At 57.0% G+C, this 16348-nt stretch carries 13 protein-coding genes; 4 read left to right on the forward strand and 9 right to left on the reverse strand.

Annotation, left to right across the window (positions count from 1 at the left end):
* Positions 1-4: 4 nt before the first annotated feature.
* The gene (locus tag L2D14_09150) at positions 5-1912 is read right to left on the reverse strand and encodes an ABC-F family ATP-binding cassette domain-containing protein (protein ID WNK01585.1); all 1908 of its coding nucleotides are present in this window, start codon (positions 1910-1912) and stop codon (positions 5-7) included.
* 431 nt (positions 1913-2343) lie between these two features.
* Here L2D14_09150 and L2D14_09155 point away from each other — a divergent pair, with 431 nt between their 5' ends.
* Positions 2344-3912, forward strand: a complete 1569-nt coding sequence (locus L2D14_09155) for an ATP-binding protein (GenBank protein ID WNK01586.1) — start codon at positions 2344-2346, stop codon at positions 3910-3912.
* A 22-nt stretch (positions 3913-3934) separates the two neighbouring features.
* Here L2D14_09155 and L2D14_09160 read toward each other — a convergent pair whose 3' ends face one another.
* On the reverse strand, positions 3935-5302 hold the full coding sequence (locus L2D14_09160) for an SEL1-like repeat protein (protein ID WNK01587.1): 1368 nt from the start codon (positions 5300-5302) through the stop codon (positions 3935-3937).
* A gap of 301 nt (positions 5303-5603) precedes the next feature.
* Here L2D14_09160 and L2D14_09165 point away from each other — a divergent pair, with 301 nt between their 5' ends.
* A complete protein-coding gene (locus L2D14_09165; protein WNK01588.1) occupies positions 5604-6221 on the forward strand; it encodes a glutathione S-transferase family protein in 618 nt (205 codons plus the stop codon).
* Between the two features lie 45 nt (positions 6222-6266).
* Positions 6267-7445, forward strand: coding sequence for a ribonuclease D (gene rnd / locus L2D14_09170; GenBank protein ID WNK01589.1), 1179 nt, complete (start codon positions 6267-6269; stop codon positions 7443-7445).
* Here the strand turns inward: rnd and L2D14_09175 are convergent.
* Entirely contained in the window at positions 7442-8950 is a 1509-nt protein-coding gene (locus L2D14_09175) for a Ppx/GppA phosphatase family protein (protein WNK01590.1), read from the reverse strand. The genes rnd and L2D14_09175 overlap by 4 nt on opposite strands.
* A gap of 72 nt (positions 8951-9022) precedes the next feature.
* Positions 9023-11215: an RNA degradosome polyphosphate kinase gene (locus L2D14_09180; GenBank protein ID WNK01591.1), complete on the reverse strand. Its 2193-nt coding sequence runs from the start codon at positions 11213-11215 to the stop codon at positions 9023-9025.
* 190 nt (positions 11216-11405) lie between these two features.
* Here L2D14_09180 and L2D14_09185 point away from each other — a divergent pair, with 190 nt between their 5' ends.
* Positions 11406-11792, forward strand: a complete 387-nt coding sequence (locus L2D14_09185) for a hypothetical protein (protein ID WNK01592.1) — start codon at positions 11406-11408, stop codon at positions 11790-11792.
* A 6-nt stretch (positions 11793-11798) separates the two neighbouring features.
* On the opposite strand, the gene L2D14_09190 is transcribed toward L2D14_09185, so the two are convergent.
* The 5 genes from L2D14_09190 to L2D14_09210 all read right to left on the reverse strand — a co-directional run bounded on the left by L2D14_09190 (position 11799) and on the right by L2D14_09210 (position 16337).
* Positions 11799-12578: an SDR family oxidoreductase gene (locus L2D14_09190; protein WNK01593.1), complete on the reverse strand. Its 780-nt coding sequence runs from the start codon at positions 12576-12578 to the stop codon at positions 11799-11801.
* 261 nt (positions 12579-12839) lie between these two features.
* Complete coding sequence (locus L2D14_09195; GenBank protein ID WNK01594.1) at positions 12840-13532, reverse strand: DnaA/Hda family protein; 693 nt, start codon at positions 13530-13532, stop codon at positions 12840-12842.
* Positions 13529-14611 (reverse strand): AI-2E family transporter, encoded by a 1083-nt coding sequence (locus L2D14_09200; protein ID WNK01595.1) that lies wholly within the window; start codon positions 14609-14611, stop codon positions 13529-13531. The genes L2D14_09195 and L2D14_09200 overlap by 4 nt, the downstream gene beginning before the upstream one ends.
* The gene (locus L2D14_09205) at positions 14601-15179 is read right to left on the reverse strand and encodes a CDP-alcohol phosphatidyltransferase family protein (GenBank protein ID WNK01596.1); all 579 of its coding nucleotides are present in this window, start codon (positions 15177-15179) and stop codon (positions 14601-14603) included. Before L2D14_09205 ends, L2D14_09200 begins: the two co-directional genes overlap by 11 nt.
* 21 nt (positions 15180-15200) lie before the next feature.
* Positions 15201-16337 carry a DUF2066 domain-containing protein gene (locus tag L2D14_09210; GenBank protein WNK01597.1) on the reverse strand — a complete coding sequence of 379 codons (1137 nt, stop codon included), beginning with the start codon at positions 16335-16337 and terminating at the stop codon, positions 15201-15203.
* Between the last annotated feature and the right edge of the window lie 11 nt (positions 16338-16348).

Below are 16348 nucleotides of genomic sequence, written 5' to 3' on the forward strand. Positions count from 1 at the left end.
CGGCTCACGCCGCGCCTTCCAGCGCTTCCTGAGCTTCGAGCCAAGCCGCTTCTTCCGTTTCAAGGGCTTCCTTGATCTCAGCATGCTTGAGCTGCAGGTCCATTAAATCACGGGTTGAATTGTTATATACTGCGGGGTCGGCAAGCTTGGCCTCAAGCGCAGTTTTTTGCTCTTCGAGTTTGGCCATCCTGGATTCCGCATTCTTGATGGCTTTGCGGAGATTTGCCGTCGCCTGACGTTGCTCGGCACGTTCCTTGCGGGCTTGTTTGCGGTTGTCGCGGCTGTGCTCGCCCTCGGTCGACTGCTTGCCGGACTGACGTTTTGCTCTGCGCGATGCCTGCAATTCAGCGGCATAATCGTCGAGTGTCCCGTCGTAGGGTAGGCAGGTGCCGTCCGCGACCAACCACAATCGGTCGGCGACCAGTTCGATCAGGTGCGCGTCGTGGCTGACCAGAATGACGGCGCCCGGGAATGCGTTAAGTGCCTGCACCAGCGCTTCACGGGCATCCACATCCAGGTGGTTGGTCGGCTCATCGAGCAAAAGAATATTCGGCTTGCCGCAGCTCATCAGCGAAAACAGCAATCGTGCTTTCTCGCCCCCGGAAAGGTTCTCGACACGGGTGTCGGCCTTGTCCGAGGAAAAACCGAAGCGGCCAAGATGGCCACGTACCTGACTTTCCTTTCTATCGCCGAGCGCACGGGCGACATGGTCATAAGGCGTTTCATCCAGGTTTAATTCGTCCGTTTGATGCTGGGCGAAATAGCCGATTTCCAACTTCGATGCTTTGACAATCGTGCCGTCCTGCGGCTTCAGGCGCTGGCTCAACAACTTGACGAGCGTCGACTTGCCGTTGCCGTTGGCGCCGATCAGTGCAATGCGGTCATCGGGATCGATGCGCAGGTCCAGATGTTGCAGGATTGGTTTTTTCGCCTCGTATCCGACGCTGACATCCTGAATGGCCATCAGTGGCGGCGGCGGCGGATCCGATTCCGGGAACGAGAACTGGATGGATTTGTCCTCGATTGCGGCGGCAATGGGTTCCATTCGTTCCAGCATTTTCAGGCGGCTTTGCGCCTGTTTGGCTTTGCTTGCCTTGGCGCGGAACTTGTCGACAAAACTCTGGATGTGCGCGCGTTGGGCTTCCTGCTTCTCGCGCTGCTTGGATTCATGCATCAACCGCTCGCTACGGGTTTTTTCGAAGCGATCATAGTTCCCGGCATATCTGGTCAGCTTGAACTCTGCGAGGTGCACGATGCCATCGACAATTTGGTTCAGAAAACGCCTGTCATGTGAAATCACCAGCAAGGTGCCGTTCCACGTAAGTAGATACTGTTCCAGCCACAATGCGGCTTCGAGATCCAGGTGGTTGGTCGGCTCGTCGAGCAAAAGGAAGTCCGGGCGTGCGAACAGCGCGGCCGCCAAGGCAACGCGCATTCGCCAGCCGCCGGAATAATCGGAACAGGGACGTTGCTGGGCTGTTTCATCAAATCCGAGACCCGCCAGAATACGGGCGGCGCGGGCCGGTGCGCGTTCGGCATCGATATCGGCCAACCGGGTATGGATTTCGGCAATGCGCATCGGGTCCTGGGCAACCTCAGCTTCGCTGAGCAGGTCGGCGCGCTCGGTATCAGCGGCCAGAACCGTATCGATCAGGCTTTCCGGCCCGGCAGGCGCTTCCTGGGCGACCTCGCCCAGACGCACGCCCTTCTGTAACTGTATCCGGCCGCCATCTGGCTGCACATCCCCGGTTATAAGACGAAACAGGGTTGTTTTGCCGGTGCCGTTACGGCCGACAAGACCCAGTTTCTGGCCGCGCTCGACGTTCAGCGACGTGCTTTCCAGAAGTGTGCGCCCGGCGATCCGGTAGGTGATGTCCTGAATGCTTAACATGGCGCGGGTCTTAGCATGCACCCGGTTTCTTCAAAAGGGGGATTCCCAGGAATATTAAATGTTTGTCCGAATACGCCAGGCTCATGTTTCCCGGGATAATATCCTGCCGGCCCGGTATGTGCTGAATACAATGCCTGGTGGGAATATTAATATATCAAATCGAGCCGTTTTATTATTGTTTACTCGTCCTGACTGCACGATGGGCAGGTTGTCTGGCGGGTGAGCAGAATATGGCGGTTGAGCAGAATATGGCGATGGTAGAAAATGGCATCTAGGTAATATACGCAACTTTTCATATGGCCCTGCGTATGGTCTTTAGAATCCGGTAGCGACCTATGAATTGAAAAATATAAAGAAATCCAACTGAATATTCAGACGGAACAGCGATCCAGAGAATGCAAAGAGAATGCAATCAGCTTAATTAGCGAGTTCCCTTGACCCGTCATCGAAATTTGAAACTCAAACTGATGTATGCGGCGCCGTTTCCGGTTGTCGCAGCCGTCCTGTCTTTTTTGTTTCTGTCGATATCGATTGGCGCGGTCTCATATTTCCTCAGTGTTTCTGCCGACAGAGAGAACGATGTCGCTTTCAGGGAGTCTCAACATATAGTCGAGACGGCTTTTTCTCTGGCGCAACGTGACGTCAGCAATTGGGTAAAGGACTATGCATGGTGGGACGACACGGTCCTGAAAGCATCAAATAATGTCGATATTGAATGGGCTGAAGACAATATCGGCACGTACATGCAGGAATCATTCGGCATTACCGGATCTTTTATTGTTTCCCCCACTCTGGAAACGATTTTTCACTCTCCGAGATCGGAAAACGCAAATGACGACGCGATTGCTTTTCTGGGCGTAACCGGGCGTGATTTTTTAGGCAGCGTGCAATCGACAAGCATGGACAAAAGTATTCCGCTGACAACGTACACGTGGTTCAAGAACGACCTTTATCTTGTTGGTGCGGCGGCGATCACGAAAGAACATCCGACAGCGGCGGAACTGGTCCCTCGTTTGCGCTCGGTACTGATATTATACAAGAAGCTGGATCGTGAGCAGATAGATGAAATGTCAGCGCTATTTCTGCTGCGTGATCTGCAGGTCACTGTCGAAGCGCCACAAGGGGCCTCGGCGTGCATTCCCATGTATGACAACGGCGGGAATGTGATCTCATACATTAGCTGGACACCCGGCAAGCCAGGGGATCAGCTTTTTATGGAGTTGTTGCCTAAAATTTCGCTGGTCTCCATTTTGCTGTTCATAATGGCTTTGCTGGTCTTTTTTGCATGGTGGCGCACGGCGTCACAGGCAAACGAGGAAAAGTCCAGATTTCTTGCAAAAATGAGCCATGAGCTTCGCACGCCCTTGAATCCGATCATCGGGTTTTCAAGCCTGATGTCGAACGAAACGCTGGGGCCATTGCCGGATACTTATAAGGGTTATGCTGATGATATCCATCAGTGTGGTGTGCATTTGTCGGCGATTATCGAAGATATCCTCGATGTGTCGCGGATCGAATCCGGGGAAATGACCCTCAATGAACAGGTTTTCGATATTGCCGAGCTGATAGAGAATCTGCCGGCCTTTTCCAATCGTGCCACCGGTCATGATGCCGTTGACTCGTCTACGCCCGAAATTCGCAAGGAAATCGCAGAAAATATGCCGCAACTGCGTGCCGATAAGCTTCGTATCCAGCAGGTTCTGATGAACCTGCTTTCGAATGCCATGAAGTTTTCCGAAGGCAAGGAAATCGTCATTCGTGCAAATAAAGAATCAGATCACATTATCATATGTGTTGAGGACCAGGGGGTCGGTATATCCGAGCACGATATGAACCTGCTCTTTCAACCCTTCGTTCAGGTCGGTCAGCAATCGATTGAAAACCGTTCTCACGGCAGCGGGCTGGGATTGCTGGTCTCCAGGGAATTGATGCGGTTGCATCACGGCGAACTGTCGCTCGAGAGCGAACCGGGAAAGGGGACCACCGCGATTATGAAGTTCCCGGCAAACCGCTCCGCTTGAACCATCGGGACGGACTTTTAATTCACAGCTGGTTTTTTGCCGGCCGCCAGGCGCGGATACGTGACTTGGCCTCCGCCAGTTCATCCGGGCCAAGGGCCTTGGCAATCCGTGACTTTTCCCGCACCAGATCGGCACGGCTTGGCGCCGGCCATGAGCGCTCGGCCAGGGAGATCCATTTGAATGCCTCAATCGGGTTACGAGGGATGTCCTGCCCATTGTAAAAGACGGCCGCCAACCGGCGTTGCGCGGGGGCATAACCTGTCTCGGCTGCCTGTTGTAAATACGCGAGCCCCACATGCCTTTTTTTGCTGTCGCCGTTCAGCAAAAGCCGGGCGAGATCGTATCGGGCCGGGGCGTGCCCGCGGGCTGCGGCACGGCTATACCAGTCGTGTGCGGCAGTGGTGTCCCGGGGGACGGCGATCCCCTCATGATACAGGCGGCCAAGATCATGTTCTGCCGGCGCATAGCCTTTGTCGGCGGCAACCATCAACCAAGCGATGGCTTGCTTGTAATCCCGTATCACGCCATCGCCCAGACGGTAGATATTGCCGAGAGTAAAAGCTGAGATGGCTGATCCGTTTTCTGCAGCGCGTTTATACCAAAGCAAGGCCTGATCAAGATCTTGCGGTGCTCCTAGGCCTAGCCGGTATGCATTGCCGAGATTATATGCAGCCTCCGCATGCCCCGCTTCAGCGGCACGCCGGAACCAGCCTGCTGCCATGGCAGTGTTGCGGGTGAGCCCGTCACCATTGAGGTACAACGTCGCCAGGGCATTCGCGGCTTCTGTATCGCCGGCCCGGGCATCGTCCTCAAGATATGGGATTGCTGCGATTACATTGCCGGCTTTGTAATACGCGAGGCCTTGTGAGAACTGCCGCGGCAGACCGATGTCACTGAAATGCATGGTGCCAGGCAGCACCGCGCAGAACAGGACAATGGCGATGGATTTTATTTTACGGCGCCCATGCCGGTTTTCCGCCGTGTCCGATTGAAGAGCAGGCGCCTTGGCGTAAGTCAGCGCGGCATCGTGAATGATTTTTCTGAGGTCGTCCGCGCGCAGTGGCCAGATCAAGCCGATATCGACGGCAATTGCCGCTTGCGGCGTATCTCCGAGAATGCGCCTGAGTTTTGATGATTGCCAGGCCACGATCTGCGGATGCTTGAAATGGAACAACAGCCGGTCATGAATGTCCCCGGTCGCACCGCGACGCGCCCCGGCCTGGATTTTGGCAATATCCGGCCAGCGGATGGGGGTCGAGAGGATTTTCGGAATTTCAATGCCGCCGGGGCTGACGCGCATCAGGGGGGCTGCGTTAAAAAGCCGGATCGCCGCCAGCGCCAACGCGACCGCCGAGATCGAACTCAGCACGATCCATGCAGGTTCACCCATCCAGACGAGAGCGTCCCGGCGCAAGGCCAGTAACCCGAATAACGGCAAGGCAAGTAACACGGATACGGCAATTGCCGGCAGCTTTCGCGGACGGATCAGTGTTATGGGCTGGAGGTCACGGTCATGGCGCATGATCGTTGCAGCATACCACGCGCACCGTGGTGCAAATATGCCCGATTGCCGGCACCGATACGAAGCCCCCGGTGACGTGGCGGAATCACTTGCTCAGCCGGGCATTGAGGGATCGGGGTGTTCGGCGGTATTCTATGCGTATACGTTAACGCCGGGAGTTGAAGCCCAGATGATGATCCTTGTTGGACAACTCGATTCGCCGTTCGTCCGTCGTGTTGCGGCGACGCTCAGTCATTACGAGCTTCCGTTCGACCGCCATGTGCTTTCGGTTTTCGGCGATCGCGATGAGGTCATGCGCCTCAATCCGCTCGGCAAAGTACCGGCCCTGATTATCGATGAAGGGGAAACGCTGGTCGACAGCGCCATTATCATTGATCACCTCGATCAATTGGTGGACCCGGATATTTGCCTGACGCCGAAGCAAGGGGCCGGGCGACGGCAGGTGCTCCGGCTGGCAACCATCGCCATGGGCATGTCGGAACGCGCCGTTCAACTGCGTATTGAGACGGTCCGCCGGCCTGCGCACCTGCAGAGTGAGGAGTTCATCGATACCTACCGGAAATCGATTCGCGACAGTCTGGACTTTCTGGACCGGGAAGCAGCTACGCCATGGATGGCCGGTGCCGCCTTGAGCCAGGCCGATTTCGCCGTCACTTCGGCGTTGACCCATCTTTCCGCAAAAATTGACGCGTTTTCCGACCTCCAGGCATGGCCGAGGCTTGCTGCAATAAGGGCGGCGGGCGAAAAGCTGCTGGCCTTCAAGTGCAATCCTTTCATGGAAGGCTGACAAAGCTGTTTCGACAGCGCTTCAGGTCGTGTAACGTCTGGCCTCATGTCAGATGTGATTACCGATACGGAAACCCTCCGCGCTTTTTGTGACTCCCTCGTCGACGAATCTTACGTAACCGTCGATACGGAATTCATACGAGAAAGCACTTTCTGGCCCGAGCTTTGTCTGGTGCAGGTTGGCGGCACCGAGCAGGCCAGGGCCATCGACACGTTGGCCCCGGGCATAGATCTGAAACCGCTTTACGATCTCATGGCGAACACCAAGGTGCTCAAGGTGTTTCATGCCGCGCGTCAGGATCTTGAGATTTTTCTGCATCTCGCCGGCGCGCTGCCGCGCCCGATCTTCGATACGCAAGTTGCCGCCATGGTATGCGGCTTTGGTGATTCGGTGGGTTATGAAAACCTGATCACCAGGCTGACAAACGGGAAGATCGACAAAGGGTCCCGGTTTACCGATTGGAAACTTCGACCGCTCAGCGAGAAGCAGATCCAATATGCTCTGGCCGATGTGACGCATCTCAGGCCGGCCTATGAAATTCTTGCCGGTAAACTGGAACTTTCCGGCCGCCAGTCCTGGGTAAAGGCGGAAATGGAAATTCTGGAAGACCCGAAAACCTATATCGTCGATCCGGACGATGCCTATTTGCGGATCAAGACCCGTGGCGCGAAAGGCAGGCAATTGTCCGTATTGCAGGCCGTTGCGGGTTGGCGCGAGCGCGAGGCGCAGGCGCGCAACATACCGCGGAACCGCGTTCTCAGGGATGAAGCGCTGCTGGAAATATCCCACCGCATGCCGAAAACGGTCGACGACCTGGCCAAGACCAGAGGACTGGGCCGCCGCCTCGCGGAAGGGTCGTCGGGTGACGCCTTGCTGAAGGCCATCCGAAAGGGAGCCGATGCGCCGAAATCCGAGTGGCCGACGCCGCCGGTCAAGCCGGACCTGCCGCCATGGACGGCCGCCGCCGCCGATCTGCTGAAAGTGCTACTTAAAATGAAATGCGCGGATGCCGATGTCGCCACGAAGCTGGTAGCCAATGCCGCTGATGTGGAACTGATTGCGGCCTTCGGTGAAGATGCGGATGTCCCGGCGATCAAAGGCTGGCGCCGTTCCGTGTTTGGTGAGGATGCCTTGCGGCTTCGCCGCGGGGAGATATGTCTGAAACTCGACGGCGAGCGGGTCGCCATTGTCGAGAAGGATGTCGTTTCCGAAGCCCCGGATTAATTCCTGGAAACCGTGCCGCTGACGCCGAGGCTCTTGCAGAGACCGCGAAACCGCCGGTCGACCGTTTCCGATTGGAATGCACGGCTGTTACCGGGAAGATGTAGTATCAGCTTCTTGTCCGTGCGTTCGAGGCTGGTTTGCGACAGCAATCCCGGCGCCGATCCGGAAAGGGTATGCGCCAGCCTGATAGCCCGGCCGATCCCGTCGACCTTGTTGAGTTGTTCCGGGTCGAGGAGGCTGCGCACATCGTTCACGACCGGCGCATTCGAATCGCCGTTATATCTGACGAAGACGGTTGCCGCGATAAAGACCCTGTCGGCGTGAGACAGGCCTGCGAACGGCAGGCGCAGAGCGCGGAAAAAGGAATGCTCGGCGCGGTAATCCGGATGCTCATTCCAGCCGATGTCGGACAGCAGACATGATGCCAGAATGCGGCGCCGGTCTTCTTCTTCGAGGCTGGGGAATATAGGATCGACCCAGCCCGCAACTTCGGCGCCTTTGAGGGAAAACCGCCCGGTGCGCTCGGCCAGTGTTTCCGCCCCGGCAATCAGCGGGTCCTGATGACGCATGTCTTCCGGCAGATGTTGCAGCATTTGCCCTTCACGCATCCCAAAGCCCGAAAATACGACTGAAGCCGGCTCGGCCGCTTCGATCATGCTGCCAAGGACTTCCGTTGCAAAGGGAACGCTTTTAACCCGCGAAGGCGAGATCGAGGAAATACGCCGTAACGTTCCGGTGCTGAGGCCGGCCATCAAGCGCGAGAGTCCCAGAGCATCGTCAGCCCGGATCGTATAGTTGTCGACGACATGCAGCGGATAGTTCGTCTGTTCGATGAAAACCCTTGCGATGGCACGCATGATGCCGCCGGTCAGATACAGGCTTTTGCCTTTGGCCTGTTTGAGCCATTTCTTTTTCGCGAAATTCTTGTCGATGATGTCCTTGGCGCGTGAAATATCGTCGCCGGACATTTCCTGCAGGCGTAAATGACCCAGTGGCAGCGTTCCATAAGTCTTGCAGTTGCCATTTTCCAATCGCACCAGATCGAGCGAGCCGCCGCCGAGATCGCCGAGTATACCGTCGGCTTTCGGGACACCGACGACGAGACCCAGTGCGGAAAGCTCCGCTTCTTCAGAACCGCTGAGAACCTGGACGGATATGTCGAACTCTGATTCGATCCTGTTGACGAAATCGTCGCCGTCCGATGCATCCCTGACGGCAGCCGTTGCCACCAGATCGAGTTTTTCCACGCCCATCGCCTGGGACAAGCGGATAAACCGCCGCAGGGAATTCAGGGCTTTCTTGACGCCGGCAGGAGAAAGTTTACCCGACTTCGACATGCCTTCGACAAGGCGGCACTCGGCTTTTTCGTTGAACATCGGTACCGGCATGCGCTCGGGGACATCATATACAACCAGCCGCACGGTGTTGGAACCGATGTCGACGATCCCGATGCGGCCCGTGACGGTCGATGTGTCCGGGTGCAGGCGAATAGCTTTTTCAGTCACAAAGCGATCCTAAGTCCTGTGGCATGGCCCAATATAAGGGCCGTCAATGTCTGGTGATTTTCGTTGCTCAGGTCAGCTTTGGCTAGTGTCGTCTTTGTGGGTCATTTCCTGACCGACATTAAGCGCTGAACCGCGCCCGGACAAGCTCGGGTTGGTCATGAAATATTCCTGTGCGGACAGGCCTTCCCCGGTTGCAACCCGCTGGAAGTTGCCATCGGGATGCATGATCCAGCTTTGCGCCTGATCGCGCAGGTTGGCGATCATGATTTCTTCCAGAACCTGTTTGTGGACGGTTGGATTTTCGATCGGCACCAGCGTCTCGACCCGGCGATTCAGATTTCTGGGCATCAGATCAGCCGAGGCGATGAATATCTTCGCCGCCGGGGAGGGCAGGCTTTCGCCGTTGGCAAAGCAATAAATGCGCGAGTGTTCAAGAAACCGCCCGACAATGCTTTTGACCCGGATGTTCTCGCTCAGCCCTTTGATGCCGGGACGCAGACAGCAGATGCCGCGGATTACGAATTCCAGTTGCACACCGGCTTGCGAGGCTTCGTAGAATTTCTCGATCAAATCCGGATCGACGAGGGAGTTCATCTTCATCCAGATGCCGGCCGGTTTTCCGGCTTTGGCATTCTTGATTTCGACATCCGTCAGGCGCTCAAGCGTTTGCCGTAGCGTCAGCGGTGAAAATGAGAGTTTTTCCATCTGTGCCGGCTGTGCGTAGCCTGTCATGTAATTCAACAGCCGGGCGGCATCGCGGCACAGTGCCTGATCGCAGGTGAAGAACGACAGATCGGTGTAAATCTTTGCGGTAATGGGGTGGTAGTTCCCGGTTCCGAAATGGACATAGGATTTCAAGGTCTGTCCTTCGCGCCGCACGATCAGGTTGACCTTGGCGTGAATTTTCTTGTCGACGAAACCGTAAACGACCTGTGCGCCCGCACGTTCCAGATCGCGTGCCCAGCGAATATTGGCTTCTTCGTCGAAACGGGCCTTCAATTCGACCATCGCGGTCACCGACTTGCCCGCTTCGGCAGCCTCGATCAATGCGGCGACAATGGGGGAGTCGTTCGACGTTCTGTAAAGTGTTTGCTTGATGGCGACGACATCCGGGTCCCGGGCGGCCTGGCGGACGAACTGCACGACAACGTCGAAGCTTTCATAGGGATGGTGGACGATGATGTCTTTCTTGGAAATCGCCGCGAATATATCGCCACCGAAGTCGCGAATTCGTTCCGGGAAACGGGCGTTGAAGGGCGTAAACAGAAGATCGGGGCGCTCGCTGAGAATCAGTTGCTTGGTGTCGGCAAGGCCAAGCGGGCCGCTCATGGCCATGGCAACCCCGTTCTCGGCACCCATTTCGCCGATGATCAGGTCCTGCAACTGTTGCGGCATGTCGGCATTGAAGGTCAGGCGGATGACCGACCCGCGGCGGCGGCGTTTCAGGGCGCTTTCGAAGGTTCGAACCAGATCTTCGGCTTCTTCGTCGATTTCCATTTCGCTGTCGCGGATGACACGGAAAGAACCGTTCTCGACCAGCGAAAAATCGGGGAACAACTTGTCGATAAACAGCAACACCCAGTCTTCAAGGGCGAGGAAGCGAATGTCGGGGCCGGGCAGCCGCACATAGCGTTCAAGCTGCGACGGGATCGGCAGCAGGGCGCGCAGATGCTCATCGAAATCGCGGTGCTCAAGCAGCAAGACCAGCGAGAATCCGAAATTCGGGATAAACGGGAAGGGGTGCGCGGGATCGACGGCAAGCGGCGTCAGGACAGGGAACACGTGCTCCATGAATTGCTGTTCCAGCCAGACCAGATCGTCTTTTGAAACTTCATCGCGATTGAGAACATAAATTTGCTTCGAGCGCAGTTCCTGGCGCAGACGGTCCCAGATGGCATGCTGTTGATGCATCACCGTATGCGCCTGGCGCTGGATGGCGTCGATCTGTTGCGAAGGTGTCAGGCCGTCGTCGCTCGTCTGCGTCACACCGGCGCGGATCTGGCCGCGAATACCGGCAACGCGGACCATGAAAAACTCATCAAGGTTGGCAGCGGAAATCGACAGAAAGCGCAGCCTTTCCAGGAGCGGATGCGCTTTGTTCTCGGCTTCCTCGAGAACCCGCGTATTGAACGAAAGCCACGACAGTTCACGGTTCAATAGATGCGGTTCATACGTCACACGATCTAAAGCGGCGCTCTTTTCATCAGGGGCCTCGCTTTGGTCCTTGCCGTCATTGCCTGATTCTGGCGGTGTCGTTTCATCCATCGGGTTCACCAAGATATGGAGATTGCTGCTTTAATGATACCAGTCCCGGGCCGGGAATGTCACTGAGCGGAATTTTGACAGTTATAAAACCACGGTCTTGCCGAGGTTTCTAATCAGTCCCTTCTGGATCAACATGCAGCGAACATGTTCTAATTACGGTGGACTTATATCTTCCGGAGATAAACACACGTTGAAAAGATTACTTGGGCTGCTGATCGTAATTTGCTGTCTGGCGGGGAATGCCTCGCCGGCGCAGGCGAATATCACGCTCGCCGAATACATGGCGCTCCGGGCCGAAGCCAAGTCGGGGAACAAAGGCGCCGAAGCCCGTTGGCGTTATTATATCATCGGTTTGATGGATGGGATCCAGGCGGTCCAGGCACCGGCATCTGCCGCGGGTACGAGGCTGCATTTCTGCATGCCGGATACCTTGCCGATTTCGCCACGGTTTCTCGACGAATTCATCCAGGAAGCGATATCGCAGCTCAGCGCCAAGGGCGCGCTCAAGAACCGTATCGGGCAGCCGATGGCGGTTCTTGTCGCATTGGAACTGAAAAACGCGTTCCCTTGTGAATAGAGCGCTTTACAGCGTCCCCGGATAGTTGCCGCCGTCGATCAGGCAGTTTTGACCGGTGATGTACCCGGCCTGTGCGGAACACAGATACGCACAATACTCCCCGAATTCAGCGGCATCACCCAGACGCCCCGCAGGAATGCTTTCGGCTCGCTGTGCCGCTGCTTCTTCCAGGGTAATGCCGTCCTTGCCGGCGTGCGCCATCAGGTTCGATTTCAGCCGGTCCGTATAAAAAGCGCCCGGCAGCAGGCCGTTGATGGTGACGTTGTGGCGAACGGTCTTGCGGGCCAGTCCGGCGATGAACCCGGTCAGTCCGGCGCGCGCGCCGTTGGAAAGGCCGAGAATCTCGATCGGTGCCTTCACGGAACTCGACGTGATGTTGACGATGCGGCCGAACTTGCGCTCGATCATGCCGTCCACGGTCGATTTGATCAGGAAGATCGGCGTCAGCATGTTGGCATCGACGGCCTTGATCCAGTCCTCGCGGTCCCAATCGCGGAAGTCGCCCGGCGGCGGGCCACCGGCATTGTTGACAAGAATATCTGGCGCCGGGCAGGCCTCAAGCACGGCCGCGCGGCCTTCCTCGCTGGTGATATCGCAGGCGACGGTCTGCACCTTGCCGCCGCCGAGGGCGCGGATTTCATCCGCAGCGGCGTTCAGCGTTTCCTCGGTCCGTGCGCAGATCGTCACGTCGACACCTTCGCGCGCCAGGGACGCCGCACAGGCTTTTCCCAGTCCCTTCGACGCTGCACAAACGATGGCTTTCTTGCCGGCTATTCCCAAATCCATTCGATCCTCCCGTTGATATATAAACTTGCAACTACTCTATGATGTCAAAAAGCCCGGTCAAGCGGGCCATTCCGGCGTCATTTCAATGTCACTTGAGTTAGCATGTGGTGACGCGTAAGTCGGTTTACATCGACGGGGAAGGTGAAAATGTGCTGATCGCAATCGCTAGCGGCGCATGGTACCCGCAACCGAATGGCGTGGTCTGGGTATTCGGAACCGTATGCGAGCATCCGAAAGCCCGCGGTCATGATGTGCAGCCCATCAATCCAGGTTTGGCAGGCTCGCTTGATGGTTCAGAACCTCACGCGCCAGCGGCACGGTAATCCGGCGCTTGTCTTCTAGCGCCATCCGGTCTGCGCTGGCGACAAAGGCCTGGGCTGCGGCGAAGGATCTTTCGATCCGCGGTACGACGAAATCAAGCACCGCCTGTTCGATGCCGATCTGTCTGTCAGCGAACAGCTTGACGAGAATCATCGTCAAAAGCGCATCGTCCGGGGCCGATATTTGCACCGACGGCGCCGCGCGCAGCCTTGAAGCCAGATCCGCAAGGGCGATACCCCAGCGGGCTGCCGGTTTGCGCGCCGTCAGCAGGATTGCCCGGCCGTCTTCGCGGGCCTGATTATACAGGTGGAACAGTGCTTCTTCGGCGACGGGGTCGCCGGCGAGGGTGTCGCAATCCTCAATGACCACGGCCCGGACGTCAGGAAAAACCGGCGTCGCGTTATGCAGAAAATCATGCGCCATTTCCATGGCCGATGACTTCGCCATGAAAACCCGGGCCAGATGGGTTTTGCCGGAACCGGTATCGCCGCTCAGGACCAGAGCCGGCGCTGGCCAGTCCGGGTAGCGGTCGATCCACGCGACGGCTTCGGCATTGCAGGGGGCGACGAGATAATCGTCTTCACCAAGTGCCGGGCGGTGTTCAAGATCGAAGGCAAGCTGCTTGGGGCTCACTTGCCCTCCGACGTACTATTGTTCTCGCCATGATAAAGCTCGCTTTGCAGGTACTGCTCGATCCCGAAACGGACCAGCACACCGCTGACGGCGGCAACGGGCAGGGCAATCAGAACCCCGGTCAGGCCGAATAGCGTCCCCCCGGCGAGCATCGCAAAGATGATCCAGATCGGCGACAGTCCGACCCGGCCGCCGACAAGTTTCGGTGTCAGGAAGTAGCTTTCCAGGGTTTGTCCGCAGATAAACACGGCGGCAACGATCAGGATCGATACCCAATCCTGCTGAAACTGGGCAATGGCCAGTCCGACACCGATGAAGAAGCTGACCGCAGCGCCGATATAGGGAATAACAGCCAATGCACCGGCGGCGAGGCCGATCAATAGCCCGGCCTTCAGTCCGGCAAGGCTGAGCCCGATTGCATACAAGACTGCCAGCACGAGGCAGACGCTGGCCTGACCTCGGACGAACCCGGCCAGGGTTTCGTCGATCTTGCGAACCTGCTCGCGGATCGTGTCGGCGGATTTCAGCGGCAGCCAACTGTCGACTTTGGCAACGATTTCATCCCAGTCCCGGAGCAGGTAAAACGCGACGAGTGGCGTAATCAGGATAAGCGACAGGAGGTTGAGGACAGCCAGTCCGCCGCTCCAGACATTCGCAATGAAGCCTGAAAGCCACTTGAAGACAGTGCCCGCATAATTCCCGGCAGCTTCCTTAAGTTTGCTTACGGTTTCGGCCGTGAAGTCGGCGCGAAGTTGTTCCATCAAGGGCGATAATATGGCCTGGAACTGATCGACCATGGCGGGGACTAGCTTGATCGCAGCGGTGATCTGTTTTTGCAGGGCGGGAAATATCAGGACAACAATACCCGTGGCTGCGAGGAAGAAACCCAACAGGATTAAGGACGTCGCCAGTGGTCGTGACATGCCTACGCGCTCAAGCCGGTCGGCGAGCGGATCAAAGAAATAGGCGATGGTGATGCCGATGACGAACGGCAAAAGCACATCGCTGAGCAGATGAAGGATAAAACCGGCACCGAGCAAGGCAATCAGCCAGATAATCACGTGTTGTTCACGGCTCACGATTGTTTCCCTTTGTATCCGCGTCGCTTACCCGTTCAAGTACATGTACCCGCATGGTCCAGATGTACACGTAAGCAGCCCCTGAAACCAGTGTCGTGACTAAAACAGCGGTACTCAGCAACGTTACGACGGGTGCGATGGGGGACGCAAATACACTCGGCAACATGGCGGCTATGATCAACAAAAGCTGCATCACCGTGTTCAGCTTGCTGACCAGAAGAGGTTCCATATTCAGCCTGCCCGTTAGTTTGTCGAAGAGCAGCGCGCCGCCGACGATCAGGGCATCGCGGGAAACCACAGGAATGACGACCCACAACGGCAGAAGTCCCTTGCCGCCGAGAACGATATAAGCGCTTACCAAAAGTGTTTTGTCGGCAATCGGATCGAGATAGGCGCCGAGATCGGTCTGCATGTTGAAGCTTTTGGCGATGATCCCGTCGACGGCATCGCTGATGGCGGCTGCCAGAAACAGCCAGAACGCGGCGGCGGTTTCGTCGATCAGGATCAGCCATACGAAGACAGGCACCGACAGCAGTCTGGCCAGTGATATGATGTTGGCGATGTTCATGCGCGCTGATGCTTACACTGATCAGGTCTTAGGCGGCTGAAAGACACCGATCGGCATGATGATCCATTCACCGCTTTCCTGCAGCATCGACAGGTTTGCCTGCTCAAGGGCGGTGATCAGTTGCTCCGCGCCACCAACGAAATGCACATTCACGCGGACCTGATCCTTGGACATCAGGACAATTTCGGATTCCCGGATGATGCCGACACGCGATAACTGATCGCGGATGGTGAGCCAGTCTTTAAGGCCGGTGATCGGAATGGTGACAGCCAGAACCCCCGTGCCGGACTGGGAAATCAGATTCCGGCGTTTCCAGATGTTCTCGATTCGCTTCGCCGTTGCTTCCGTCACACGTGCCATCATGGCATCCGGTGTCTCGCCTTCGTTTTGGATATAACTGTCCGTGCGGTATTCCACTTCGATCGGATCGCTTGGGCGCAACAGTGTCACGGTCATCATCTGCCGGCCGCTTGCCGGATCGGCTGTTTGATTGTTATGGGCAACGACTGTGTCGGCGGCGGCATATCGTTCGGCGATAACGCCGAGCCTGTTGGTGTCGCCTGCCATTGCCTCGCTGACGCCGACGGTGGAAATGTCCGAAAGATCGCCGATCGGCACGATAAGAGGCACCAGTCCCTCGGGGCGGTCCCGGCCGCTCCATGCCTGACGCCAGGGATTCGGTTCGTCCCACAAAACGGCACTGGCACCGATTTCGTAAACCGGAAGCACAACCATCGGCTTTGAAGGGGTTTCCGCGAACGGGACATTATAAGACCGCAGCAGACCGCGAATGGCATCGGGTTTGAAGCGGTAGTTCAGGCGCGCAATATATCGCACGCTCGACGCTTTTTCCCGCGCAACCGAGAAATCGCGAACATACGGTGCGATTTCGGCATTAGAGAATTCGGGAATGCGTTCTTCATCCTCGCTCAGGGTCATTCTCGAAACAAGCACGTAAAAAGCGCGCCGTTCCGCTTGCGCCAGAGCCTGCTTACGGGCTTCGGCAGCCGTCGCCGCCTTGACGTCGACGCCGACATTTTTCACCTCGAAGACATCGGCCCGGGCAAATTGGGCTGGCCAGGAGACCATGGCGGCGATAAACAGCGCTGCCAGCAGGCGGGGATACGGAGTGAAACGTTTTTCGGCTATGGGCGCCATGAGTTCTTCTT

It is taken from the genome of Thalassospiraceae bacterium LMO-JJ14 (assembly GCA_021555105.2).
Classification (GTDB): domain Bacteria; phylum Pseudomonadota; class Alphaproteobacteria; order Rhodospirillales; family Casp-alpha2; genus UBA4479.

Coding starts and splice junctions, on each gene's coding strand:
- L2D14_09160 (WNK01587.1), bottom strand. CDS start 5,302: ATGGGTGAACCTGCATGGATCGTGCTGAGTTCGATCTCGGCGGTCGCG.
- L2D14_09165 (WNK01588.1), top strand. CDS start 5,604: ATGATGATCCTTGTTGGACAACTCGATTCGCCGTTCGTCCGTCGTGTT.
- rnd (WNK01589.1), top strand. CDS start 6,267: ATGTCAGATGTGATTACCGATACGGAAACCCTCCGCGCTTTTTGTGAC.
- L2D14_09180 (WNK01591.1), bottom strand. CDS start 11,215: ATGGATGAAACGACACCGCCAGAATCAGGCAATGACGGCAAGGACCAA.
- L2D14_09190 (WNK01593.1), bottom strand. CDS start 12,578: ATGGATTTGGGAATAGCCGGCAAGAAAGCCATCGTTTGTGCAGCGTCG.
- L2D14_09205 (WNK01596.1), bottom strand. CDS start 15,179: ATGAACATCGCCAACATCATATCACTGGCCAGACTGCTGTCGGTGCCT.
- L2D14_09210 (WNK01597.1), bottom strand. CDS start 16,337: ATGGCGCCCATAGCCGAAAAACGTTTCACTCCGTATCCCCGCCTGCTG.